This window comes from Nocardia brasiliensis ATCC 700358 (genome assembly GCF_000250675.2).
GTDB classification, from domain to species: Bacteria; Actinomycetota; Actinomycetes; order Mycobacteriales; family Mycobacteriaceae; genus Nocardia; species Nocardia brasiliensis_B.
Map to the genome: position 1 here is coordinate 1,943,954 of NC_018681.1, position 25,787 is coordinate 1,969,740.

A 25,787-nucleotide genomic window follows, 5' to 3' on the forward strand; every position below is an offset into this window, starting at 1 on the left:
ACCCGGCGCGGCCACGCGATAACACTGGAACTACGCTCAGTCGTATGTCGTCTGCGCTGGACCCGTCCGCTTCCCCCGATCTGGAAAGCAACCGGCCGGCGGCGACATACGCAGTGGTGATCGCGCTTTCCGCGGCGATCGCCGCGATGGTCGCGGCACTCGTGGTGGGTCTGTCCGCGGCGCAGGCGCTGAGTTTGCTCGGCATTCCGGATCCCGGCGCGTTGACCACCTACGGGCTGCCCGCGGTGCGCGCGCTCGCGGATCTGTCCGCGGCGTTGACCGTCGGCTCGCTGCTGTTCGCCGCCTTCATGGTGCCGCCGCAGGCGAGCGGGTTGCTGGACGTCGGCGGCTATCGCGCGATGCGGCGCGCCTCGAACTTCGCGCTGCTCTGGGCTTGCTGTGCGGCGCTGCTGATTCCGCTGACCGTGTCCGACACCACAGGACAACCGGTGCGCGACACGCTGGACCCGGTGGGTCTGTGGCGGGCGATCGATCAGATCGAGCTGGCGGGCGCGTGGCGCACGACGGTGCTGTTCGCGTTGATCGTCGCGGTCGGTGCGCGGCTCGCATTGCGCTGGGGGTGGACGCCGGTGCTGTTCGGCGCGGCGATCGCCACGATGATGCCGCTCGCGCTGACCGGTCATTCGTCCTCGGGCGGCGCGCACGACGTAGCCACCAACAGCCTGATCCTGCATCTGGTTTCGGCCGCGGTGTGGGTCGGCGGACTGTTCGCGCTGCTGGCGCATGCCCGTCGGGGCGGCGCGCACACGGATCTGGCCGCGCGCCGCTTTTCGCTGACCGCCACCTTCGCGTTCGTCACGATCGGGGTGAGCGGGGTGATCAACTCGTGGGTCCGGGTGCCCTGGGACGAGCTGTTCACCAGTACTTACGGCAGGTTGGTGCTGGCGAAGGCGGCGGCGCTGGTGCTGCTCGGCCTGTTCGGTTACGCGCAACGCCGCGCCGCGCTGCCCGCGCTGGCCGCGGACCCGAAAGACCGCGGCGCACTGATCCGGTTCGCCGGAGTCGAGGTGCTGGTGTTCGCCGCGACGATGGGTCTCGCGGTGGGCCTCGGCCGGACGCCGCCGCCCCCGCCCACCAGCATCCCCACGCCTGCGGAGGTGGAGCTGGGCTACAACCTGGCCGGGCCGCCGACGGTCGCGCGCATGCTGTTCGACTGGCGCTTCGACCTGATCTTCGGCACGTTGGCGATCGTCCTCGCGATCGGATATCTGCTCGGCGTACGCAGGCTGCGGGCCCGCGGCGACGCCTGGCCGATCGGGCGGACCATCGCCTGGCTGTCCGGTTGTGTGGTGTTGCTGCTGGCCACCTCGTCCGGGGTGGGTCGGTACGCGCCGGCGATGTTCAGCGTGCACATGGGCGCGCATATGGCACTGTCTATGCTGGCGCCGATCCTGTTCGCGCTCGGCGGCGTGGTGACACTGGCGTTGCGCGCCTTGCCGCCCGCGGGGCGCGGTGGGGCACCGGGACCGCGCGAGTGGATCCTGGCCGCGGTGCACAACCCGGTGTCGCGGTTCCTGACCCACCCCATCGTGGCTTCGGTGATCTTCGTCGGCGGGTTCTATGCGCTGTACCTCGGCGGGATCTTCGACACCTTTGCGGATTCCCATGGGGCGCATCTGCTGATGAACCTGCACTTCCTGCTCAGCGGCTACCTGTTCTACTGGGTGGTGATCGGTATCGACCCGAAGCCTCGGCAGGTGGAGCCGCTGACCAAGCTGGCCATGGTGTTCGGCTCGCTGCCGTTCCACGCCTTCTTCGGGATCGCGCTGATGAGCATGACCACGGTGCTCGGCGGCTGGTTCTACCGCGGCCTCGGACTCGGCTGGAACGGTGACCTGCTCGGCGATCAACGCACCGGCGGCAGCCTGGCGTGGGCGAGTGGCGAGGTGCCGCTGGTGGTGGTGATGCTCGCGCTGCTCATCCAATGGTCGCGCAGCGACAAGCGATTGGCGCAACGCACCGATCGAGCCGCCGACCGCGACCACGACGCGGACCTCGCCGCGCACAACGCGATGTTCGCCGAACTGGCCAAACGTGATCGGGGAACACAGAAGTCGGCGGGCGATCCGGCACAACCGTGATTTGAGTGGCACAGTGTGTTCCACTGACACTGTGTCCTGCGAAGGCAATCGTGCGAAATCCGTCTTGCGGGACGGTGCTCCACGATCGGACACTGTGCTTCGGACATGGTTGGGCAGTCGTGGTCGAGTCGAATGTGGTCAAGGTGTGGTTGTGAACGAGCGTTCCATGGTCTTCCCCGAGCACGACCACATCGACCGTGTGCACCGATCCGATGTGCGGGCCGCGCGCAAGCGGCTGGCCGGACGCACCCGTAAGACCCCGGTCTTCCACACCTCCGTCGCCGGGCCGGACGGCCCGGTGCCGGTCACGATGAAGCTCGAATACCTCCAGTACGGAGGCACTTTCAAGGTTCGCGGCAGCCTCAACGCGTTGCTGGCGGCACCGGACTGCGCCGAGCAGGTGGTGATCGCCTCGGGCGGGAACGCGGGCATCGCCGCCGCCTTGGCCGCCGCGCAGCTCGGAAAGTCTTGCACCGTCGTCGTTCCCGAGTCGGCGCCGCACACCAAGGTCGCCGCGATGTGGTCGCACGGCGCCGAAGTGCTCTGGCATGGCACGACTTACACCGAGGCGCTCGACTACGCCACCGAACTGGCGGTGGAACGCAAGGCATTGCGTCTGCATGCTTACGACCTGGCCGCGGTCGTCGCCGGAGCCGGCGTGGTCGGGTTGGAACTCGAGGAGCAGGTGCGCGGACGGCCGCCGGTGCTGGCCGCGGTCGGCGGCGGCGGACTGATCGCGGGCATCGCGGCCGCGATCGGCCGGCGCCAGCAGATCATCGGCGTCGAACCGGAAGGCATTCCCACCTTGCATGCCGCGCTGGCGGCGAACCGGCCGGTCGAGATAGCGGTGTCCAGTATCGTGGCGGAATCGTTGGGCGCCACCAGGATCGGCGATATCGCGATGGACGTGGCGCGCCGGCACGAGATCCGTTCGCTGCTGGTCACCGACGACGCGATCACCACCGCGCGGGACTATCTGTGGCGTGAGTTCCGGATCGTGGTCGAACTGGCTGGCGCGGTTGCGCTGGCGGCCGTACAGAGCGGGGTGTACGTTCCGGCTCCTGGGGAGCGGCCCGTTATCGTGCTGTGCGGGGCGAATACGGATCTCGCGGCGCTCTAGGGACGAACGCGGGGTCGGGCGCGGACGCGGGACTTGCCGCCGCTGCGGAATCGGGCGCGGCTGCGGGTCGGTCGCGAGCGTGAGATTGGGCGCGGTCGCAGGGCTGTGCGTGAGCGGGGGATTGGGCGCGAACGCGGGATCGGCGGTCGCTGCGGGATTGGGCGTGGTCGCGGGGTTGGGCGTGAGCGCGGGACTGGGCGCGCGCGGGATCGGCGGTCGCTGCGAGATCGGCCGCGGAGCGCGAAATCGCCTGCGAAGCACCGGATATCCACATCCGGGAAAGTTGTGCACATTCTCGGCTCGCACCATCCGATCGGCATCCGGATCGGCGACGCTGGTGGCACCCCATTCAAGGGGCGGAAGTTCCCGGGCAAGCGGGCGGAATGCGAAGGGGCGTCACCATGTACGAGGCGAATACGACCGTGATCGGCACGATCGTGAACAATCCGGTGAAGCGGGATCTGCCGAACGGCGAGCAGATGCTGACCTTCCGGATGGCGAGCAATTCGCGCAGACTCGACCACGCGACAGGGGAGTGGGTGGACAACGGCGCTTTGTTCCTCACCGTCTCCTGTTGGCGCCGTTTGGTATCGGGCGTCGACGTATCGCTGCACCGCGGCGACCCCGTCCTGGCCCACGGCCAACTGCGCTCGCGCGAATACCGCGGCAGAGACGGCGTAGAGCGCCGCGACCTGGAAATGCGCGCCACCGCAGTAGGCCCCGACCTCGCCCGCTGCACCGCCCAGGTAACCCGCTGGTCCGCAGACCGCTGGACCGACGACCAACCCCCACAAGAATTCTCGGTCACCGAATCCGGCGTCCTGTCGGGCGCACTCCCGCCCACCCAACCGCCACAACTCGTCACCGCCGACGAAGCTGTGCCCACCCCGGTCTGACCGCCCGGCGATTCCGCCCCGCTCCGGTGGTGTGAAGACCAAGCCCGGAGCGGGGCTCCAACCGTCCTGCGACCGGGGCGCGATGAGTGCCAGTGGGGTGGAATCTTGGTGATCAGGTCGCCAACCTCGTCATCCGAGTAGATACGCGACGACGTTCCGTTAGCGCCGAAGCATAGGATGCACTCGTGGATCTGGCCTACATCCCGGCGTCTGGCTTCATGAGCTGCGGCGGTGGCGCACCGCTGCGCGAGCATCCCAGGGATTGGCTGGCTTGGCACTTCACCCATGCTGGCAACTTGGGCCGAATCGCGTCTGAGAAGGCTCTTCTCCCAGCCTCAGCCGTAACGCCGAAAGTTAACGTGGCGAACCCTGGCGTCAAGCAGCGGCGTGCCCAGATAGTTGTGAGGCCCGACAGTGAGTACCCTGCATGCTATGTGAATGAGCATGTCCCGTTCTATATCGCGGCCAAGTCCCCCATGCTCTACGTAGTTAACCGTGGGCACGCGGACTACAGCGGTGGCAGTGACGATTTGGTGTTGCTCGGTTTCGTATTAGGCAATCTGGCAGTTTCGGGAAGTCTCTGGTGTGCTACGGACCAGAACGCTGCGACGTCGACAGTAGGCTTCAGTCGCAAGCTGGATGATCTCGGTCACTTTGTAGACTTCGACCTCCTGTGCCAGAGAGACTGGTACAACACACCCGACGATCAAAACCGGATGAGTCGTCGAGCTGCGGAGGTGCTGGTGAAGGACCGATTCGACCTGCGATTGGTCCAGGTGGTGATAGCGAAGAAGGCTTCGGCCCTGGAAGTTGCCAAGGTAGCGTTCCAAGATGTCGGTGGCGTACGCGAGTATCACGTAGTACCGGAAATGTTCTACTGAAGGAGGAGTCCGCATGGTCGTTGAGCAGGCGAGCGGCGATCTCCTTGCCGCCGACGCCGAAGCGCTAGTCAATACGGTCAACTGCGTGGGCGTCATGGGAAAAGGGATCGCTCTACAGTTTAAAAGGCGGTTTCCAAGCGTATTCAAGGAGTACGAGGCTGCGTGCCGAAGAGGCGACGTGCAGATTGGAAGAATGTTCGTCAGCCCTATCGAACAACTCGATGGTGCGCGATGGGTGATCAACTTCCCGACAAAACGTCACTGGCGTTCGCCGTCGAAGCTCGAATACATTGAATCCGGTCTTGATGATCTAAAGCGCGTGCTGATCGAATATGAGATAAATTCCGTCGCCATACCACCGCTTGGGGCTGGGAACGGTGGATTGTCGTGGGCGGACGTCGAACCATTAATTCGACGTAAGTTGAGCGGAATGGAAGGTATCCGGGTTCTCCTCTTCTCGCCCTCCTCGGTTCAGCGACCAGTTGCTGCGCCAGAGCATATTAATATGACTTGGGGTCGTGCGCTCGTGGTATCGCTGATTGGATCCTACGTCGCTCAACGCGCGATAGCCGAGCCATGGGAAGATCAGCATGGTGCCTCCCATCTTGAGATACAGAAACTTATGTATTTCGCCGAGTTGCTTGAGCCGCGCCTGAAATTGGACTTCAGTCAAGGCCGCTACGGGCCTTATAGTGAGCGTGTTCGGCACCTCCTGCAGGGAATGGAGGGTGCATACGTCACGGGCCTCGGCGACGGTGCTTGCAGGGTGCTTGATCTAAGTCCGATAGCTCCGACTGAACGAGGCTATTCGGAGGCCAAGATGTTCCTTGCCAATGGTGACTATGATCAGGTCTATTCTGTAATCGACCGTGTGATGTCGTGGATTGAAGGGTTCGAAGGGCCCTACGGTGTGGAATTGCTCGCGAGTGCGGATTGGGTCGCGCGGCATCATCGCGCCTCAGATGCGACTAAAGCTGCTGAAGTGGTCAGGAAATGGACCGAGCGCAAAGGGCGCCTATTCACGGATGAGCATGTCGCATCAGCGTTGGGGCATCTTAAAGCTGTGGGGGCACTGCAGGGTTGACACTTGGTATTGACGACTTGGTGACGCGAGGAACTGGTGGCACTGACGGACGATGTGCAAGAGTTGTGGTTTGAATCTCACGAGGACATCGAGCGATCAGGCACTGTACCGAAGCTGGTAAGGATGGATCAGCCGTACTTGGAAATGGCACTCGGTTTCCGTGCGCGACAGGACTGGAAATCGGTGGTGTCACGGGGGTGTACTCGACTTCGCGTGCCGTCTGGCGCTTAGGCTGCTGGCTTTCGCGCGGTGGCGGCGGACGTTTGAGCGGTGTTCATTAAGCCTGCGTCTACGCTCTCATGTAACGATCTTGCGGGCCAGGCACGACTAGGCGTCGGGGTACCTCGACTACTCACCCCCGTGCCCACCCTCGGTGGGAACGCGCGGCGACTCCGCCCCCGTCCTTGGCATCACGACCGCAGCTGGAGCGGGGGTGAACTGGTCGACCGTGGGGGTGGGCGGGATCCCGGTGGGGGTGGGAATCCTGGTGATCTGGTGCTGGTTGAATGTACGGGCCCGTGAGCTGCGAGGGTGGGGCAGTGGGGCGTAATCGTTGATCCCCTTACCGATAGGCTTCCCTGTATGGCTGAGTTCATTTACACGATGAAGAAGGTTCGCAAGGCGCACGGCGACAAAGTCGTGCTCGACGATGTCACCTTGAACTTCCTTCCCGGCGCCAAGATCGGTGTCGTCGGCCCGAACGGTGCTGGTAAATCCAGTGTCCTGAAGATCATGGCCGGACTGGACCAGCCGAACAACGGCGACGCGTTCCTGGCGACCGACGCGACCGTCGGCATCCTGATGCAGGAGCCGGCGCTCAACGAGGAGAAGACGGTCCGCGGCAATGTCGAGGAGGGCCTCGGCGAGGTCAAGGTGAAGCTGGATCGCTTCAACGAGATCGCCGAGCTGATGGCGACCGACTACTCCGACGAGCTCATGGACGAGATGGGCAAGCTGCAGGAGTACCTGGATCACGCCGACGCCTGGGACGTCGACTCCCAGCTGGAGCAGGCCATGGACGCGCTGCGCTGCCCGCCGCCGGACGAGCCGGTCACCAACCTCTCCGGTGGTGAGCGCCGCCGCGTCGCGCTGTGCAAGCTGCTGCTGAGCAAGCCCGACCTGCTGCTGCTCGACGAGCCGACCAACCACCTCGACGCGGAGAGCGTGCTCTGGCTCGAACAGCACCTGGCCGCGTACGCGGGTGCCGTCCTCGCCGTCACGCACGACCGGTACTTCCTCGACAACGTGGCCCAGTGGATTCTCGAACTGGACCGCGGCCGCGCCTACCCGTACGAGGGCAACTACTCCACCTACCTGGAGAAGAAGGCCCAGCGACTCGAGGTGCAGGGCAAGAAGGACCAGAAGCTGCAGAAGCGGCTCAAGGACGAACTGGCCTGGGTGCGCTCGGGCGCCAAGGCGCGGCAGGCGAAGAACAAGGCGCGCCTCGGCCGCTACGAGGAGATGGCGGCGGAGGCCGACAAGCACAGGAAGTTGGATTTCGAGGAGATCCAGATTCCGGCGGGCCCGCGCTTGGGCAACGTGGTGGTCGAGGTCGAGCACCTGGACAAGGGCTTCGGCGACCGGCAGCTGATCAAGGATCTGTCGTTCACGTTGCCGCGCAACGGCATTGTCGGCGTCATCGGCCCGAACGGTGTCGGTAAGACGACGCTGTTCAAGACCATCGTCGGCTTGGAGGCGCCGGACAGTGGCACGGTGAAGATCGGCGAGACGGTCAAGCTGAGCTACGTCGACCAGAACCGCGCGGGCATCGACCCGAAGAAGAATGTGTGGCAGGTGGTTTCCGAGGGCCTGGACTTCATCCAGGTCGGCAACCAGGAAATGCCGTCGCGGGCCTACGTCAGCGCGTTCGGTTTCAAGGGGCCGGATCAGCAGAAGCCCGCGGGCGTGCTCTCCGGTGGTGAGCGCAACCGGTTGAACCTGGCGTTGACCCTCAAGCAGGGTGGCAACCTGATCCTGCTCGACGAGCCGACAAACGACCTCGACGTGGAAACGCTCGGCTCGCTGGAGAACGCGCTCGAGCAGTTCCCGGGTTGTGCCGTGGTCATCTCGCACGACCGCTGGTTCCTCGACCGGACCTGCACCCACATCCTCGCGTGGGAGGGCGACTCGGACAGCGAAGCCAAGTGGTTCTGGTTCGAGGGCAACTTCGAGGCGTACGAGGCCAACAAGATCGAGCGCCTCGGCGTCGAAGCGGCCCGCCCGCATCGGGTCACGCACCGCAAGCTCACCCGCGACTGATCCCGGTCGTCTCGGGGTAGGTGCGCCGCGCACCTACCCCGATGAGTGATACCCGAAGTACCCCGAACGCACTGTCTCGGATCCGGCACAACGGCGACCGGCCCGCGCACACGACCCGCGCGGATCTCGCTAGTGTGGGATACGTGAATGCGAAGGCGCAGTTCGAGCAGTCGGCGGTCCGCACCGCCGAGGTGGTGGCCGAGCTGAACCGAGGTGCTTCGGCCCCGTTGCCGCCGCGGAAAGCACCTGTCGCGCACACCTGACGTTCGTGGGTCCGAACGATGCTGTGTGCCGAGATCATCCGTTCGAGATCGGCAATCGCGTGGCGAACACGGCGGTTGTGGTGAACACCCCAGGATTGGAAGGGATTTCACCCCCGCTTCTTCGACGTACAGCTACTCTCGGACCGGCGTCGCTTTGTTACGGAACCGAATCCGAGGAGTTGGCGAAAAAATGACGGTCTCGTCCGAATTGTCCAGTGCGGCGTGGGCCGCTGGTTTGCCGCAGGCACTGCGCGGCGAACTGGCGACCCTCGAGGAGGCGTATTTCCGCCACGTCGACGCTGGCGATGTGGACTGCGCGATCACCGGCATCACACAGATCTTCCGGCGGCACATGGAATTGGCCATGCATCGTCCGGCCGGCCGGGCACTAGTACGGGTGTACCACCCGGATGACAGCTCCGGCCTCGGCGCGGCAGTACAGATCGTCACCGACGACATGTCGCTGCTGGTCGAATCGATCACCGCGTCGCTGAGCAGGCTCGGCGTGAGCGTGAGTGAAGTTATCCATCCGATTTTCGAGGTCGAGCGCGACGCGGACGGACGCCTCGAACAAGCCGCCCCGCACGAGGTGGACAGCAACGGCGCTTCCGGGCTGCGCGAGTCCTGGATGCATCTGCAACTGCACCCGGCCACCAGCCGGGCGCAGCTGAGCCGGATCGAATCCGGCCTGCCGAATGTGATCGCCGACGTGCGCCAGGTCATCGGCGACACCGAGGCGATCAAGGATGTCCAGAGCAAGCTGGCCGAGGACCTGGAGTTGGCCGCGAAGTCCGGCAAGGCGCCGTTCTCGGAGACCGACCTGGTCGACACCGCGAACCTGCTGCGCTGGCTGGCCGGCGGAAACTTCACCGTGCTCGGGTACGCCCGCTACCGGCTGAGTTCCGACCAGGAGCAGCAATCCTCCAACGCGCTGCCCGGTACCTGCCTCGGCGTGCTGCGGCCCGACGTCGGCACCGATTTCCAGGTGCCGATCAACGCGATCGACCGGCCGCTGCTGATCCTGACCCAGGGTCTGGTCCCGGCCACCGTGCACCGCTCGGTCTACCCGTACTTCATCGGGGTCGCCGATTTCGACGAGTCCGGCACCATCGTCGGCGAGCACCTGTTCATCGGCGTCTTCACGGTCACCGCCGTGCACGAGAACGTGCTCGACATCCCGGTGATCGAGCGGCGCGTGCGCTCGGTGATCGAGGAGAGCGGCTTCGATCTGGACTCCTTCTCCGGGCAGGCGATGCTCGAGGTCATCCAGTCCTTCCCGCGCACCGAGCTGTTCTCCTCCGACGACGACACGATGCGCAAGACCGCCGTGGCGGTGCTGAACATCGGTCTGCGCCGGCAGGTGCGGTTGTTGCTGCGCGCGGACGGCTACGGCCGTTTCGTGGCGTGCATGGTCTACCTGCCGCGTGACCGGTACACCACCCGGGTGCGCCTGGAAATGCAGGAAATCCTGGTTCGGGAACTGGGCGGCGTCGATATCGACTACTCCGCCCGGGTCGCCGAAAGCGATTTGGCCAGCGTGTATTTCACGGTGCGCATGCCCGCGGCCGAGCACGGCGCTCCGCGCTACGCGGCGGCACCGGCGGCGGACACCTCCGAGGCCAACCGCCTGCGCATCCAGGGCCTGCTCGCCGAGGCGAGTCGCACCTGGGAAGACCATCTGAACGACGAGGTCAGCACCTCGACGATGCTGGACCCGGCGGTGGTGCAGCGCTACGCCGTGGCCTTCCCGGACGCCTACAAGGAAGACTTCGAAGCCGACCGCGCGCTGGCCGATATCGTCCGGCTCGAGCACCTGCGCGACGGCGGCATCGATCAGTACCTGTACCGCAACGCGGGCTCGGAGCCGGGAAGCTGGCGCTTCTCCCTCTACGTCGGTGGCGCGGGCATCTCGCTGAGCCAGGTGCTGCCGGTGTTGCAGAGCCTCGGCGTCGAGGTCGTCGACGAGCGGCCCTACCAGCTGGAGCTGGAACCGCAGCCGGGCGGCGACCCGAGCAGCGGCGGCGAGCGCTGGATCTACGACTTCGGTCTGCTGGCCCGCCCGGAACTGCTGCGCAGCGCGCTCGACCGGGACCTGGACGCGGAACTGCTGGAGTCCTCCAAGCGTGCCGCGGTGCTCGAGGCCGAAGTGCGCGGCCTGCGTGAGCGGTTCACCGAGGCGTTCGAGGCAACCTGGTACGGCCGTGCCGAAGCCGACGGACTCAACGAGCTGGTGCTGCGCGCCCGGCTGCCGTGGCGTGCGGTCTCGATCCTGCGGGCCTACGCCAAATACCTGCAGCAGGCGGGCTTCCCGTACAGCCAGGCGAACATCTCCCGGGTGCTGCTCACCTATCCGGATGTGGCCCGGCTGTTCGTCGACCTGTTCGGTGCGCGATTCGACCCGGACACCGTCTCGGCCGAGCACGCCGCCGAACTGGAAACCCAGGTGCGCGGCCGGATCGACGAGGTGGTCAGCCTGGATGCCGACCGCATCCTGCGCGCCATCCTCAACCTGATCCGGGCGACGCTGCGCACCAACTACTACGTCACCGACGCCGAGGGCATGTCGCGCGACTACCTGTCGATGAAGGTCGAGCCGCGCGAGATCAGCGAATTGCCCAAGCCGCGGCCGCAGTTCGAGATCTTCGTGTACTCGCCCCGGGTCGAGGGCGTGCACCTGCGGTTCGGTCCGGTCGCGCGCGGCGGGTTGCGCTGGTCCGACCGGCTCGAGGATTTCCGCACCGAGGTGCTCGGCCTGGTCAAGGCGCAGGCGGTGAAGAACGCGGTGATCGTTCCGGTCGGCGCGAAGGGTGGCTTCGTGGTGAAGCAACCGCCGGCCGCCACCGGCGATCCGGTCGCGGACCGGCAGGCGCTGGGCGCCGAGGGCGTCGCCTGCTACCGGACCTTCATCTCCGGCCTGCTGGACGTGACCGACAACGTCGATCGGGCCACCGGCGAGGTGCTCCCGCCGGCCCGGGTGGTCCGGCGCGACGGCGACGACACCTACCTGGTCGTCGCCGCGGACAAGGGCACCGCGACCTTCTCCGATATCGCCAACGATGTGGCCAAGCGCTACGGCTTCTGGCTCGGCGACGCGTTCGCCTCCGGTGGTTCGGCGGGCTACGACCACAAGGCGATGGGCATCACCGCCAAGGGTGCCTGGGAGAGCGTCAAGCGCCACTTCCTGGAGATGGATATCGACACGCAGACAGAGGATTTCACTGTCGTCGGTATCGGTGACATGAGCGGTGACGTGTTCGGTAACGGCATGCTGCTCTCCGAGCACATCCGCCTGCTCGCCGCGTTCGATCACCGGCACATCTTCTTGGACCCGAACCCCGACACGGCGGCGTCCTACGCCGAGCGGCAGCGCATGTTCCAGCTGCCGCGCTCGTCGTGGGCGGATTACGACGCCAAGCTGATCAGTGCCGGCGGCGGCGTCTGGGACCGCACCGTGAAGTCGGTGCCGATCAGTCCGCAGGCGCGAAAGGCGTTGGGCCTCGGCGACGATGTCGAATCCCTGTCGCCGCCCGAGCTGGTGCGCGCGATCCTGCTCGCCCCGGCGCAGCTGCTGTGGAACGGCGGCATCGGCACCTACATCAAGTCGAGCACCGAATCCAACGCCGACGTCGGCGACAAGTCCAACGATCCGGTCCGGGTCAACGGAAACCAGTTGCGCGTCAAGGTGATCGGCGAAGGCGGCAACCTGGGCGCGACGGCGCTCGGCCGGATCGAGTTCTGCCGCAACGGCGGCAAGATGAACACCGACGCGCTGGACAACTCGGCAGGCGTCGACTGCTCCGACCACGAGGTCAACATCAAGGTGCTGCTCGACGGTGTCGTCAGCAGCGGCGAACTGGCGGAGCCGGATCGCAACCCGCTGCTCGCCTCGATGACCGACGAGGTCGCGCAGATCGTGCTCGAAGACAATGTGGCGCAGAACTTCCTGATGGGTATTTCGCGCACCGACGCACCGCAGATGCTGAACGTGCACATGCGCCTCATCGACGATCTCGAAGAGCGCCGCGGTCTGGATCGCGAACTGGAGGCACTGCCCTCCGAGGCGCAGATGCAGCGCATGCTCGAGGAGGGTGCGGGCCTGACCTCGCCGGAGCTGTCGAATCTGATGGCGCACGTGAAGCTTTCGCTGAAGGCGGACCTGCTCCAGACGGATTTGCCGGACAGCGCCTACTTCACCACGCGGCTGCCGGACTACTTCCCGACGCCGCTGCGCGATCGGTTCGGCGCGGCGATCAAGAAGCACCGGCTGCGTCGCGAGATCCTCACCACGATGATCGTCAACGAGATGGTGGACTACGGCGGTATCACCTACGCGCACCGGTTGAGCGAGGAGACCGGCGCCACCGCCACCGACTCGGTGCGTGCGTTCGCCGCGGCCACCGAAATCTTCGGCCTGCCGGAGATGTGGGCGCGGATCCGGGCGGCCGACGCCACCACCTCGGTGCGCGACCTGCTGGAACTGGAGACCAAGCGCACGCTGGACCGGGCGTCGCGGTGGTTCCTGAGCAACCGGCCGCAGCCGATCGCGGTCGGCGCCGAGATCAACCGGTACTGCCGGGACGTGCAGGAACTGGCGCCGAAGGTGCCGGGCTGGCTGCGCGGGCACCACGTCTCGACGCTCACCGATCAGTCGGCCGAGCTGATCGCGCGCGGAGCGCCGACCGACCTGGCCACCGAGGTGTTCGGGCTGCTCAACCTGTTCCCGCTGCTGGACATCGTGGATATCGCGGATATCACCGATCGGGACGGCGACGAGGTCGGCGCGCTCTACTACGCGCTGAACGAGCACCTCAAGATCGACTGGTTGTTGCAGGCGGTCAGCCACCTGGAACGCGGCGACCGCTGGCACTCGCTGGCCAGGCTCGCGCTGCGTGACGACATGTACGCGTCGCTGCGCTCGCTGACCCTGGACGTGCTCTCCGCCGGAGACCCGGAGGAGAGCGCGGACGAGAAGATTGCATACTGGGAGTCGAAGAACCAGTCCAGGCTCGGGCGTGCCCGTGCCGCACTGTCGGAGTTGTTCGAGTCCGGAACCCACGATCTCGCCACGCTGTCGGTTGCAGCGCGGCAGGTGCGAAGCATGGTGAGCGGGGTGGGCGCCCAGTCGGAGGTAGCAGCACGGTGACGAGTCCGTTGAACGGTCACGGGAAGGCGCAGGGCGGCCAAGCCGTGCTGCCCAAGCGTTTCCACACCCAGGTCGAGGTCAGGTGGTCGGACATGGATGCGTTCCAGCACGTGAACCATGCCCGCATGGTGACCCTGCTGGAGGAAGCGCGCATCCCGTGGCTGCTCGAGCCGGGCCGGCCGACCGCCGCGCTCGGCACGGGCTGTGTCCTCGCCGATCTGCGGGTCCGTTACCGCGGTCAGCTGCGGCACGAGGACACTCCGCTCGATATCGCCATGTGGATCGAGCAGCTGCGGGCCGTCGACTTCACCATCGGCTACGAGGTGCGGGCCGCCGCCGCGGCCCCGGACTCGCCGCCGGCGGTGATCGCCGCCACGCAGATCGCCGCGTTCGACATGCAGGCGCAGCGGTTGCGCAGGCTCACCGATGACGAGCGGGACTATCTCGCCCAGTGGCGTAACGACTGATCCAGTACCGGTCGTGATGTCAGAACAACGTGTGTTGCACGTGTCCGATCCGGCGGAGCGGGAGAATCTCGCGACGTTCCTGACTCGGGCGGTGCGGCTGGACCCCGCGGCGGTGGTACGTATCCGCCGCCGCGGGGAGCAGTACGTTTCGGCCTGGGTGGCAACGGGTTTCGAGACGCTCGCGGTGCGCACCGTGGTCGCCGAACTCGGGGTCGACGATGTCACCGTCGACGCCGAGCTGGTGTTGACCGGTTTGGGCTCCGGCCTGCCGATCGACCTCGGGTATTCGATGGATTCCGCCTGGCGCGGTGCGCTGCCGCCGCCGGACGGTTTCGCACACATCGATGACGTTCCCGCCCGCACCCTGGTCGAACTGGCCGAGCAAGGGGCGCAGTTGGCCAAGGAACACGGCAGCAGCCACGGCCCGCCCGCCTCGCTGCTCGACCAGACGGTGCTGACCGTTTCCGGGGCGGGCACCCAGGTGCAGGTTCCGATGCGGGTCGTCTTCGCGCTCACCGCAATGGATTTCATCCCGCATTCGGGTGACAAGGCGGACTCTCGGCGGATCATGCCCACCGAGATCGTCCGGGTCCGGGCCAGCCGCACCTGGCTGCGCATCGACGCCCGCTACGGTTCGGTCGCGCGTCGCCTCGGCGGCGGTATCTCCCTGTCCCCGAGCTGATCGCTGGGTGATCCTGCCACGCCTGGGTCTAGCCGTCCATGCGGCCTTGTGTGTTACGACATCAATCAGGGTCGGCTGCGGAGTGAGGCTCAGAAGTTGTCGCGCAACGGGTTTCGTCGATCAGGCGATACCGAGGAAGCGCAGCAGCGCGGTGGTTCCGGCGGCCGCGAGGATGACCACCAGGATCGGCAGCTTGCGCCAGGCCAGCACGCCCGCGACGAGAACGCCTGCGGGTAAAGCGAATCCGAGGTGGCCGGTCCCTGCGGGGAGTGCTGTCACCGCCACCAACGCGGCGAGCAGCACCACCGCGCCGACCTCGAGGACGCGAACGGTCCGCGCGGGGAAGCGGATACGCTCGCGCAGCGCCGGTCCGGCCCAGCGGAACGCGAAGGTGCCCGCGGCGAGGGCGAACATTCCGGCTACCAGCATCATTCGCAACTCGCCTCCGAATTCGTGGGTGTGCGTTCGGGTACCGTGACGGGCTGCTCCGGCGCGGGCGTCTGGTCGTCTCGTCGCGGTATTGCTACCAGCACTCCCAAAAGTGCCACCAGCACCGGCATTCCGGCGGGCAGGAAGGGTGCGCTGATCAGGGCCAGAGCTACACCGACCAGCACGGCCCGCAACGTCGCCCGGTCCGCCAGCGACGGAATGACCAGCGCGAGCAGTACCGCGGGAAACACCGCGTCGAGCCCGAGGATCGAGGTGTCGGGCACCACCGACCCGATCAGCGCGCCGATCGCGGCGCCGCTCGGCCAGGCGAGCAGCACGCCGAAACCGGTGGCCCAGTAAGCTGCTCGCTTACGCTCGGCATCGGTTTGGGCCAGGGCCATCGCCACGGATTCGTCGTTCATCAGATGCACGCCGAACATGCGACGCCAACCGGTCCCGACCGCGTCGGGCACCGAGAGTCCGTAGGGCAGATGCCGGGCATTCACCACCAGTCCGGCGAGCACGGCCGCGATCGGGTTGCCGCCCGCCGCGACGATCCCGATGAACAGGAACTCGGCACCGCCCGCCAGCACCATGAAGCCGAGTGCGATGGGCAACCAGGCCGGCAGGCCACTGGTCACCGCGGTGGCACCGTACGAGACGCCGATCACCCAGACCGCGAGGCACACCGCCGCGATCCCCGTGCACGTGTCCCGGCCGAGTGTTCGCCATATCGAACGCATGTTGCTTATAGTGAACATGGTGGTCCGGTTCGTCAATATGGTTTTCTGTTGAGCGGTCTGCTACGTGACGGGAGCTGGGGATGGCGCACGACGAACCGACGGTGACGACACCGCAGGCGATGATCGCGATCGCGTTGCGGCGCGAACGCGCCAGGGCCGGGTTGTCCCTCACCGAGGTCGCGGGCCGCGCCGGGATCGCGAAGTCCACACTGTCGCAATTGGAATCGGGCACCGGGAACCCGAGCATCGAGACCCTCTGGGCACTGTGCGTCGCGCTGGACATGCCGTTCTCGCGCCTGCTCGATCCGCCGCGGCCGCGCGTCCAGGTGATCCGGGCGGGGGAGGGTCCGATGTTGGCTGCCGAACGCTCCGACTACCGCGCCACGCTGCTGGCGGCCAGCCCGCCGGGTTCGCGCCGCGACCTGTTCCGGGTGACCGCCGAGCCGGGTCACGCGCGCAGCTCCGACCCGCATATGCCGGGCGTGGTCGAGCACGTCCTGCTCGCGGCGGGTCGCGCCTTGGTCGGCCTGACCGGCGAGCCGGTCGAACTGCACCCCGGCGACTACACCTCGTATCCGGGCGATCTCCCGCACGTCTTCGAGGCGCTCGAGCCCGGGACCTGGGCCGTGCTGGTGAACGAATACCCGTGAGCCACTATCGGGTTCGCCGATTACGGGGCGGTCAGGCCGCGCCCTCGCCGAGGTACTGCAACCAGACCGGGTCGAGATCGGCCGTCGTGGACAGCAACCGCCAGTGCGGACCCTTCGGCGAGACGAGCGGCGAACGCAACGTCCACCCCAGCTCGCTCAGCAGCTTGTCGGCCTTACGGTGATTGCACGGCGCGCAGCTGGCGACGCAATTCTCCCAGGAGTGTTCGCCGCCCCGGCTGCGCGGAATCACGTGGTCGATGGTTTCGGCCTTGCTCCCGCAGTAGCCGCAGCGATAGCGGTCGCGATGCATGAGGGCGGCGCGGGTCATCGGGACGCGGGCCCGATACGGCACGTGGACATAACTACGCAGGCGGATCACCGAGGGAATGGTCACGGCGGATTCGGCGGAATGGACTACCGGGCCTTCGGCGTCATGATGGACGGTGTCGGCTTTGTCGCAGATGAGCAGGACGATCGCGCGGCGCGCGGACAGAGCGGTGAGCGGCTCGTAGGTGGCGTTCAGCAGCAGCACCCGGCGCTTCAACCAGCTCGGAGTCTCACTGGGCGGCGGTGCGTAGCGGTGCGCATGATCGGAATGACCGTGATGCGCGCCCGGATAATGATCGGACAAGATATGCAGCGGAGTAGCCCCCGACCCACGATTGTGGACGTCGGCGGGCTGGAGTTGTCGGTGTGTCCGCGCCTCATGTGACCTGGCGCTGTGCCGCTGCTTCATCTGGACCTCAATTTCATGATTGGCAGGATCATGCTGTTAGCTCGGCAGAGATTGCCACTCAGTTGACCATGGAACGACGGCCATTGCACGGTGATTTTCAACAATGTCCGGTTAACTGTGGCTGAAGAGCCACCGTGCCGCGATTTTCCACCGCCGGAAACGGCCATGTGGGCGGGCTTTGGGGGCAGGTGGGGAACGATCGGGCCGCACTTGCCGGGGGCGGTGCTCAGCTGAGGAACTATCGGCTTCCGCTACGGGAGGGGAGTGGGGGCAAGGTGACGGTGGGCTCAGGAGGCCGCACAATGGTTGTGGCGCATCCAGCGAATCGAGAGGGTCTATGACTTCGGGCGAGCAGGCAGCAGCGGCAACGGCGGGCGAGCCGACGACGTCGTTCTACGAGGCGGTCGGCGGGGCGGAAACGTTCCGGCGGATCGTCGCCTCGTTCTACCGTGAGGTGGCGGCCGACGAGGTGCTCCGCCCGCTCTACCCCGAGCAGGACCTGGGTCCCGCCGAACGCAGGCTGCGGATGTTCCTCGAGCAGTATTGGGGCGGACCGCGCACCTACTCCGACGAGCGGGGGCATCCGCGGCTGCGGATGCGGCACAACCCGTTCGTGATCGGGCCGATCGAGCGCGACGCGTGGCTGCGGTGCATGCGAATCGCCGTCGCCGAGATCGAACCAGAGCTGCTCGACGACGAGCATCGCAAGGCCCTACTCGATTACCTGGAGATGGCGGCGAATTCGCTGATGAACGCACCCTGGTGAGGTCGTTTCGCGTGCACACCCCTGCGGCCCGAGGTAGTTCCCGTCCTGGCCGCAGTGTTCGCGCGCTCGCTGGCAATTTGCCCGAAGTCGAGATTGCTGCTCCGCCTAAGGGTTTTTACCGTAGATCTTTGGCACTATTGGCTGTGTGACTGATACACCAGCCGGGCCGGCGACGGTGGATCGCACCACCCAACCATGGTGGCGGTCGGCCGTGTTCTACCAGGTATATCCCCGTTCCTTCGCGGATTCCGACGGCGACGGCGTCGGTGATCTCGGCGGGATCCGGGACAAACTCGGCTATCTGGAACTGCTCGGCGTCGACGCGCTGTGGGTGTGCCCGGTGATGCGGTCACCGATGGCCGACGGCGGCTACGACGTCGCCGATCCGCGCGATATCGATCCGATGTTCGGCGGCTTGGCCGCGATGGACGAGCTGATCGCCGAGGCGCACTATCGCCAGATCAAGATCACGATGGACCTGGTGCCGAACCACACCAGCAGCGAACATCCGTGGTTCCACGCCGCGCTCGAGGCGGGGCCGGGCAGCCCCGAGCGGGCTCGCTACATCTTCCGCGACGGTCGCGGGCCGAATGGTGACGAGCCGCCGAACAACTGGCCGAGCATCTTCGGCGGCCCGGCCTGGACCAGGGTTCGCGAGTCCGACGGCCGGCCCGGTCAGTGGTATCTGCACATCTTCGCGTCCGAGCAACCCGACCTGAACTGGGAAAACCCGGAGGTGGCCGCCGATTTCGAGAAGACGCTGCGCTTCTGGCTGGACCGCGGCGTCGATGGCTTCCGGCTCGACGTCGCGCACGGGATGGCCAAGCCGGAGGGCCTGCCGGATATGGCGAAGGTCACCTCCGCGCTGCTCGTCAACGATGACGACGATCTGCGTTTCAACAATCCGGCGGTGCACGAGATCCACCGCCGCATCCGCAAGGTGCTCGACGAATACCCCGAAGCGGTGTCCATCGGCGAGGTGTGGGTCAACGACAACGTCCGGTTCGGGGAATACGTCCGCGCCGACGAATTGCATCTGGCGTTCAACTTCCGGCTGGCCGAGACCACGTTCGAGGCCGACAGCGTGCGCGACGCGATCGACAACTCCCTCGCCGCGGTCGCTCCGGTGGCGGCCGTGCCCACCTGGACGCTGTCCAACCACGACATCAAGCGTGAAGTCACCCGGTACGGCGGCGGTGCCGCAGGCGTGGCGCGGGCCCGCGCGATGATCATGCTCGAACTCGCGCTGCCGGGCGCTGTATTCATCTACAACGGTGCGGAACTCGGCCTGCCGAACGTGGACGACCTGCCGGACGAGGTGCTCCAGGATCCGGCGTGGGAGCGGTCCGGGCACACCGAACGTGGTCGCGACGGTTGCCGGGTGCCGATTCCATGGGAGGGCAACACGCCGCCGTTCGGATTCACCACCGGCACACCGTGGTTGCCGATGCCGGCCGGCTGGGCGAATCAGACGGTCGAGGCACAGCTGGAAGAACTCGGTTCCACCCTGTCGCTGTATCGGATGGCCATCGACCTGCGCAGCATGCGGCCGGAGTTCGCGGGGGACCGGATCGAGTGGTACGGCAGCCCGCCCGGCTGTCTCGCCTTCCGCCGCCCGGGTGGACTGGTCTGTGTGCTGAACGCCTCGAACACGCCGACCCAATTGCCGCCCGGCGACGTGTTGCTCGCCAGCATCCCGCTCGACGGCGGTCACCTTCCGCCGAACGCCGCGGCCTGGCTGGTCTAGCGACTCGTCGCGTCGCCCTCGCGCAGGGACTGGATCATGCTCTGCAAGATCCGGAACGCGCCTGACTGCTCGGTTTCGCTCAGGCCGGCCAGCATTCTGAGTTCGACGGAACGGACCGCTGCGGACGCCTGCTCGAGGCTTCGCCGCCCGCGGGGCGTGAGCCGCGTGGGCAGCACCTTGCCGACGGGCGCCGCCGCGGGCCTGGTGACGTAGCCGTCGCGTTCCAGGGCTTGGAGCAGCACGTTCATTGTCTGCCGTGTGACGAACGCGCCCCGTGCGAGTTCGGAGTTCGACAGGCCCGGCCGTTGCGCCAGCAGCTCGAGGCAGGAGTAGTGCGTCACGCTCATCCCGAGTGGCCGCAGCACCTCGTCCATAGCCGTGCGGAGCGCACTCGATGCCTCTTTCAGCAGGTAGCCCAGTGACGTCTGCAGGTCGACTCCGTCTTGACTCATGTCAGTATTCTGACATAGGTTGAGCCGTGTCAGAAGACTGACATGAAACGAAGGAGTATCACCATGCCCGTCACCGGCCCCGACTTCATTTCGCTCCAAGCGCGCGACCTCGCGGCGTCGCAGGCGTTTTACGAGCAGTACCTCGGTCTCGTCCGCGCGCAGGCCGGACCGCCGCACGCGGTCGTCTTCGAGACGAAGCCGATCGCGTTCGCGCTCCGCGAGATCGTTCCCGGCACCGATCTCACCTCGGTGGCGCAGCCCGGCATCGGTGCCGCGATCTGGTTGCACGCCACGGATGTCCAAGCGATCCATGATGCGCTCGTCGCCGACGGGCACCCGATCGTCGCCGCACCGATCGACGGGCCCTTCGGCCGGACCTTCACCTTCGCCGATCCCGACGGCTATCAGGTCACCCTGCACGACCGTGCTTGATGTCGGATCGCGACCGAATATGCACAGCTGAGCGGGAATGCAAATGCAATTGCAAAATCACTGGGTAACAATGGATTTGTTGGAATTCCGAACGCGTCCAACTGCGGTCCAATGAACTCTCTCGGTGGTGCGTGATAGTAGGTGAACATGCAGGTAGGGCCGTCGGTTGGACCGAGTTGTACATGAATTGTGTTCGGCGGGGGCATCTTCGGGTCAATAGGGCTGGATACGGTCGGTGGAACCGTGAAAGAATTGGCGCTGCCTTCGACTGACGTATTCGTGAACCACAGCGTGGAGTCCGTGACGCAGGAAGATCGCTTCGCTCGACCGGTGCATCGTGGCCCGCCGCGTACCGCGGTCGGCCGCGATCCCGCCGCCCGCAGAACTCCTTGCCGGGACTTGAGGAGTGCTCGTGACCATCGACGGTCTGCTATCCACGAACGTCCGCGCGACGGCCGGACGGCGGTGCGCCGCATCGCCCCAAGCCCTGAACTCCAGGCATCGCGACCGGTGAACACGGCGACATCCACCACAGTCCGGGAAGCCCTCGACGCCCTCGAACTCGAAGCGGAAACCCCCGAGGAGTTCTTGGCGATCCTGCGCGCCGCGCACACCGCATCCGGCCTCACCCCGGGCCAGCTCAGTTCCTACACCGACATCTCCCGCAGCACCGTGTACAACTGGCTGCGACCCGGCTACACCGCGCTGCCCCGCAACCGCGTCCAAGTCGAGGCGATCTTCCGCTACTGCAAACTCACACCCGACCAGCTCCTCCGCGTGCTGGCACTGTGGGAGCGGCTCGACGAAGCACGTGCCAAACCCACTCCGCCCGCGCCGAAGAAGGTGAAACCGCAAGTCGCGCAGGGGTGCAACGGGATGGGCTCGGTGCCGGCGGATAGTGCCTCGCCGTCGCCGAGTCCAGTGCAGGAGCTGCCGAGTGCTGTGCAGGCACTGCCCGGTTCTGCGGAGAGCTTGCCCGGCCGCATGCCGACGCCGTCGGCTCGTGGGCGCGGGCCGACAGATTCGGCCGCGACGTGGGCGAGTCCCGTGTCGGAGCTGCCGGGTTCTACGCCGGGTGCGGTCAGTTCCGATCCGGCGCAGCTGGGTCGTGGGCAGGAGCCGGCGAGTCCGTTCGCGACGTCGGGGAACCCGGTGCTGGTGTCGCCGAATCCTGCTGAGGCGCCGGACGATGCTGCGCCGGTGTCGGCGAGGCTGACCGCGGTGCCGCCGAAAGGCTCGCAGCTGCCGCCGAATTCTGCGCACGTTCCGCCCCTCGGTGCACTCGCGTGGCCGAGTGGAGCCGAGGTACTGCCGGACCACGTGTCGGTGCAGATGAATGCTGCACAAGCGCCGGTGCCGACGCGCCTCGCGCCCGCGTCGAAGTCTCCGGATCGCGGGCAGGGTGCGACCGGCGCCGTCGTGGTTTCTGCGACGTCTGCGCAGGTCTCGCCCACTGCTGCACAGGTATCCGCGAGCCTTGATCCGGTCCTGTCGAACGCTGTGCAAACGCAGACAAGTCGGTTAGCGGTGCCATCGAACGCCGTGCGGGTGTCGCCGAGTTCTGCACAACTGTCGCCGATTGATGCGCTCGCGCTGGCGAGTTCGGTATCCACGACAGTCCCGGTACGGGTGTCGCCGGGTTCCTGGCCGCCGGCGCAAGGGCTCGGGGCGGCAGCTTCTGTGCAGGTTCCGAGTGGTGCTGTGCACGGCTCGGCGGATTCCGATACGGCACCGGAGATTTCGGTGTCTTCCGCGGGTCCGGCGCAGGTATCGCCGGGTCTCCGGCCGGTTGTGCAAGGGCCGGCTGCGGTTTCTGTGCAAGTTGCGGGTGATGCTGTGCACCGTTCGACGGGTTCCGTTCCTGCACCGGCGAGTTTCGTGCAGGTCGGGCCGAGTCCGGTGGGAGCGTTGGCGTCTCCGGTGCCACGAGGTTCTGCGTCTGCGTCGATGAGGTCTGTGCAAGTGCCGGGCGAGCCTGCACCCTCGGCGACGCGTCCGACTTGGACGGGCTCCGCGTCCACGGTGAAACAGCCTGCGCTCGACCACGCGGACGAATCGGCCGCCGACCGCAATGCGGCATCGGGCGTCGAGGAAGGGCCCGGCGCGGAAGTTGTTTCGGTGCGCGAAGGTTCGCGGTGTGCGCGCCGATCGTGGCAGGTCAGCTCGATTCTGACGTTGATCGGGTCGGCCGCGCTGATCATCGTGCTGCTGCACGCGCTCGCCGGCACGGATCGGACGTTGGCTGGACCGGTGACCGTGGCCTATCTGGCGGCATTGGTGTGCGCGCTGGTCATGGTGGGGCTGGGTGCCGTCGAACGGAACCGCCGCACGGCGTACCACCGGCTGGCGAACGCGCCCGCGGTGGTGGCGATGGCGGGTGTGGCGGTGGCGACGATCGCAACGGTCGTCCCGCACGCCGGTGACCCCGTGGCGGCCGGAACGGTCGCCGGGACTGCGGGTCTGGTGTGGGCCGGCTGGTGGTTCGCGTCGTTGAGCATGCGCGGGGTGCGTCTCCTGCTCACCGACGTGCCGATGGAATGCACGGTCGCCGTGCTGATCGGCACCGCCGCCGGCGGGTGGGTCGGTATTTCCGGCTATCCGGCCTCCAGCGCAGTGTTGGCGGGCGCCCTGACCACGGCCGCCCTGGTCCATCTGTTCGGCAACGCCGCCGCCGCGCTGGTGGACCCGCCACACCGAGACGAGACCGGTGCGCCGACAACGCCACCTGAATCCGCAACGCGCGGCGGCGGAACGTCGTTGACCGCGAGAGATCTGATCGACATCTCGACCCCGCCGCTGCCGCGACTGCCTCGGCGCAGGCCGCAGGCGCGCAACATGCACGAGCTGCTGGTCGGCATCACCTCGGCCCCGAAACCCGTTCCGGTGCAGGCGGATTCCGTGCTGTTCGGCCCGGAGCCGGCGCGTCGCCCGGTGCCCGCCTACGAGATCATCGACCGGATCAACAACGAGCGGAGACAGGCTGCCGAGATCGGCGGCGAGCAGCCTTTTGCGGCTCGTCCGCGGTCGCTCGGGCGCCGCACTGGTGCTCGGTTCGGGCGCTACCGGCTGCGGTCGCTCGTGGGCAAGGGCGGGATGGGCGAGGTCTACGAGGCTTTCGACACCATCCAGGGCAGGCGGGTCGCGGTCAAACTGCTGTCGGAGGCGGTGGCACTGGATCCGGCCTACCAGGCCAACTTTCGCAGGCAGACCGCGCTCGCCGCACAGCTTGCCGCGCCGTACATCGTCCCGATCCACGACTGGGGTGTGATCAACGGTGTGCTGTTCGCCGCGACGCGCCTGATCGACGGCACCGACCTGCACACCGTGCTGCGGCGCGGTCCGGTCACCGCCGAACAGGCGGTGTCCGTCATCGAACAGATAGCCGCTGCGCTGGATGCCGCGCACGCGGTCGGACTGGTCCACGCCGATGTGAAACCGGCCAATATCCTGCTCACCACCGGTGGCGCCGCCTATCTCAGCGATTTCGGAATCGCCCATCCGGCCGCCGATTCCGGGCCCGGCGCCAACGTCGAGGCCTGCGCCTACCGAGCACCGGAGCGTTTCACGACCACCTCGGTCACCGCCGGTTGCGATATCTACGCGCTCACCGGCGTGCTCTTCGAAGCGCTCACCGGTCTACCTCCGTTTCCCGCCGCGACCACAGGCGAGGTGATCCACCGCCAGCTGACCGACCCGCCGCCGCGCCCCAGCACGCTGCGGCCGACGGTCCCGCCCGCAATGGACGCCGTGATCCGCCAAGGCATGGCCAAGCTTGCCGCCGAACGCTTTCCGACCGCCACCGCACTGGCCCGCGCCGCCCGCGCGGCCCTCGGCGCAAAGCCGCGACCACAGACCACACCACCCCCGCAACCTGCTCTGCTGCCTCAGCCCGCGCCGATGCCACGGTCTGCGCCACCGCGGTCTGTGCTGTCGGTGGGGCCCGGAGCGTCGCTACGGTCAACGCCATCGGTGGTGTCCGGAGCATCGCCACGGTCTACGCCATCGGTGGTGTCCGGAGCATCGCCACGGTCTACGCCATCGGTGGTGTCCGGAGCATCGCCACGGTCTACGCCATCGGTGGTTTCCGGAGCACCACTACCGTCTGCGCCGTCGGTGGGATCCGGAGTGTTGCCGGGATCTGCACCGCGGATGGGGTCCGGAGTGCCGACGCGGTCTGCACCGCCGGCGGGGCCCGAATTGCCGATGCGGTCTGTTACGCGGACGCAGTCTGCTTTTCCGCCGGAGATCACCCCGGCGACGAACGTTGTGCTGCCGCCGCAGCCCGGGGTGCCGACGCAACTTGTTTCGCGGGTGCGGTCTGTTCAGCAGGCAGGGACCGGATGGCCGACACGGTCTGGTTCGCCGAAGGGGCCAGCGCTTCCGCCGGCGACCACCCCTGCGATGAAGCTCATGCTGCCGCCGCAACCCCCGCCCTCGACGTGGTCGGCGTTTGCGGCGCCTGCATTCTCCGCGCCCCCCGCACCGTGGACACAGCGTGCATTGCCGACGCGAATTGCCTTGGCGACGCGGCCCACACCGTTGCCGGCACCTGCCCCGCTACCCCAGCGCGCGTTGCCGCCGCAGCGTCCGCCGTGGACACAGCCGACACCGCGGTCGAGGTCCGCCCGAAGGGCGAACGTCATGTTGCCACCACAGCCCGCATCCTCGGCGTGGGCCTGCATTTGCGACGGTGCCTGAGTTGTCCGCGTAGCCTGCGTTTCCTACGCGCACTGCGTTGGTGCCGCTGCCCATGCTGCGGGCGTAGCCTGGCTGCCGCCGTGGCGTGCGTGGCCGACGTGAAGGTGTTGTGGCGGTGGCCAGGATCGTGGTCTGCTTGCGGACGGGCCTGCTCTCCCGATGTGGTTCGCACCTTCATGACGGGTGTGGGCGGCGGGGCCTCAGGGTGAGGTGGCGCAGTTCGTTTGCTGACTTTCG

General features: G+C 66.9%; 18 protein-coding genes. 14 read left to right on the forward strand and 4 right to left on the reverse strand.

The features are described 5' to 3' along the window. Nucleotides 1–44: 44 nt before the first annotated feature. The 9 genes from O3I_RS08665 to O3I_RS08705 all read left to right on the forward strand — a co-directional run bounded on the left by O3I_RS08665 (nucleotide 45) and on the right by O3I_RS08705 (nucleotide 14,897). Entirely contained in the window at nucleotides 45–2,102 is a 2,058-nt protein-coding gene (locus tag O3I_RS08665; protein WP_014982528.1) for a cytochrome c oxidase assembly protein, read from the forward strand. A gap of 166 nt (nucleotides 2,103–2,268) precedes the next feature. Beyond that, nucleotides 2,269–3,222: a serine/threonine dehydratase gene (locus O3I_RS08670; protein WP_041563547.1), complete on the forward strand. Its 954-nt coding sequence runs from the start codon at nucleotides 2,269–2,271 to the stop codon at nucleotides 3,220–3,222. 401 nt (nucleotides 3,223–3,623) lie between these two features. Beyond that, entirely contained in the window at nucleotides 3,624–4,118 is a 495-nt protein-coding gene (locus tag O3I_RS08675; RefSeq protein WP_014982530.1) for a single-stranded DNA-binding protein, read from the forward strand. Between the two features lie 185 nt (nucleotides 4,119–4,303). After that, entirely contained in the window at nucleotides 4,304–4,999 is a 696-nt protein-coding gene (locus tag O3I_RS08680; protein ID WP_014982531.1) for a DUF4433 domain-containing protein, read from the forward strand. 13 nt (nucleotides 5,000–5,012) lie between these two features. Continuing rightward, nucleotides 5,013–6,083, forward strand: a complete 1,071-nt coding sequence (gene darG / locus O3I_RS43640) for a type II toxin-antitoxin system antitoxin DNA ADP-ribosyl glycohydrolase DarG (protein ID WP_014982532.1) — start codon at nucleotides 5,013–5,015, stop codon at nucleotides 6,081–6,083. A 582-nt stretch (nucleotides 6,084–6,665) separates the two neighbouring features. Next, nucleotides 6,666–8,342, forward strand: coding sequence for an energy-dependent translational throttle protein EttA (ettA, locus tag O3I_RS08685; protein ID WP_014982533.1), 1,677 nt, complete (start codon nucleotides 6,666–6,668; stop codon nucleotides 8,340–8,342). Nucleotides 8,343–8,795: 453 nt separating this feature from the next. Next, the gene (locus tag O3I_RS08695) at nucleotides 8,796–13,748 is read left to right on the forward strand and encodes an NAD-glutamate dehydrogenase (protein WP_014982535.1); all 4,953 of its coding nucleotides are present in this window, start codon (nucleotides 8,796–8,798) and stop codon (nucleotides 13,746–13,748) included. 8 nt (nucleotides 13,749–13,756) lie between these two features. After that, nucleotides 13,757–14,215: an acyl-CoA thioesterase gene (locus O3I_RS08700; protein WP_272944304.1), complete on the forward strand. Its 459-nt coding sequence runs from the start codon at nucleotides 13,757–13,759 to the stop codon at nucleotides 14,213–14,215. 16 nt (nucleotides 14,216–14,231) lie between these two features. Continuing rightward, entirely contained in the window at nucleotides 14,232–14,897 is a 666-nt protein-coding gene (locus tag O3I_RS08705) for a hypothetical protein (protein ID WP_041562495.1), read from the forward strand. A gap of 120 nt (nucleotides 14,898–15,017) precedes the next feature. Here O3I_RS08705 and O3I_RS08710 read toward each other — a convergent pair whose 3' ends face one another. Together O3I_RS08710 and O3I_RS08715 are read right to left on the reverse strand one after the other, a co-directional pair. Then, nucleotides 15,018–15,329 carry an AzlD domain-containing protein gene (locus O3I_RS08710; protein ID WP_014982538.1) on the reverse strand — a complete coding sequence of 104 codons (312 nt, stop codon included), beginning with the start codon at nucleotides 15,327–15,329 and terminating at the stop codon, nucleotides 15,018–15,020. After that, nucleotides 15,326–16,069, reverse strand: coding sequence for an AzlC family ABC transporter permease (locus tag O3I_RS08715; protein WP_014982539.1), 744 nt, complete (start codon nucleotides 16,067–16,069; stop codon nucleotides 15,326–15,328). Before O3I_RS08715 ends, O3I_RS08710 begins: the two co-directional genes overlap by 4 nt. A gap of 80 nt (nucleotides 16,070–16,149) precedes the next feature. Between O3I_RS08715 and O3I_RS08720 the strand changes: the two genes are divergently transcribed. Further along, nucleotides 16,150–16,719 carry a helix-turn-helix domain-containing protein gene (locus O3I_RS08720; protein ID WP_202804921.1) on the forward strand — a complete coding sequence of 190 codons (570 nt, stop codon included), beginning with the start codon at nucleotides 16,150–16,152 and terminating at the stop codon, nucleotides 16,717–16,719. 31 nt (nucleotides 16,720–16,750) lie between these two features. Here the strand turns inward: O3I_RS08720 and O3I_RS08725 are convergent, their stop codons facing one another. Next, nucleotides 16,751–17,455 carry an HNH endonuclease gene (locus O3I_RS08725; protein ID WP_171904451.1) on the reverse strand — a complete coding sequence of 235 codons (705 nt, stop codon included), beginning with the start codon at nucleotides 17,453–17,455 and terminating at the stop codon, nucleotides 16,751–16,753. 337 nt (nucleotides 17,456–17,792) lie between these two features. Between O3I_RS08725 and O3I_RS08730 the strand changes: the two genes are divergently transcribed. Beyond that, nucleotides 17,793–18,221 carry a globin gene (locus tag O3I_RS08730; protein ID WP_014982542.1) on the forward strand — a complete coding sequence of 143 codons (429 nt, stop codon included), beginning with the start codon at nucleotides 17,793–17,795 and terminating at the stop codon, nucleotides 18,219–18,221. A 145-nt stretch (nucleotides 18,222–18,366) separates the two neighbouring features. After that, nucleotides 18,367–19,968 (forward strand): glycoside hydrolase family 13 protein, encoded by a 1,602-nt coding sequence (locus O3I_RS08735; RefSeq protein ID WP_237748271.1) that lies wholly within the window; start codon nucleotides 18,367–18,369, stop codon nucleotides 19,966–19,968. Here the strand turns inward: O3I_RS08735 and O3I_RS08740 are convergent. Next, complete coding sequence (locus O3I_RS08740) at nucleotides 19,965–20,420, reverse strand: MarR family winged helix-turn-helix transcriptional regulator (protein WP_014982544.1); 456 nt, start codon at nucleotides 20,418–20,420, stop codon at nucleotides 19,965–19,967. The two genes, O3I_RS08735 and O3I_RS08740, sit on opposite strands and share 4 nt — an antisense overlap. Nucleotides 20,421–20,483: 63 nt before the next feature. Here O3I_RS08740 and O3I_RS08745 point away from each other — a divergent pair, with 63 nt between their 5' ends. Then, nucleotides 20,484–20,852 carry a VOC family protein gene (locus tag O3I_RS08745; protein WP_014982545.1) on the forward strand — a complete coding sequence of 123 codons (369 nt, stop codon included), beginning with the start codon at nucleotides 20,484–20,486 and terminating at the stop codon, nucleotides 20,850–20,852. 2,022 nt (nucleotides 20,853–22,874) lie between these two features. Next, nucleotides 22,875–25,550: a serine/threonine-protein kinase gene (locus O3I_RS45425; RefSeq protein WP_065652188.1), complete on the forward strand. Its 2,676-nt coding sequence runs from the start codon at nucleotides 22,875–22,877 to the stop codon at nucleotides 25,548–25,550. Nucleotides 25,551–25,787 lie beyond the last annotated feature (237 nt).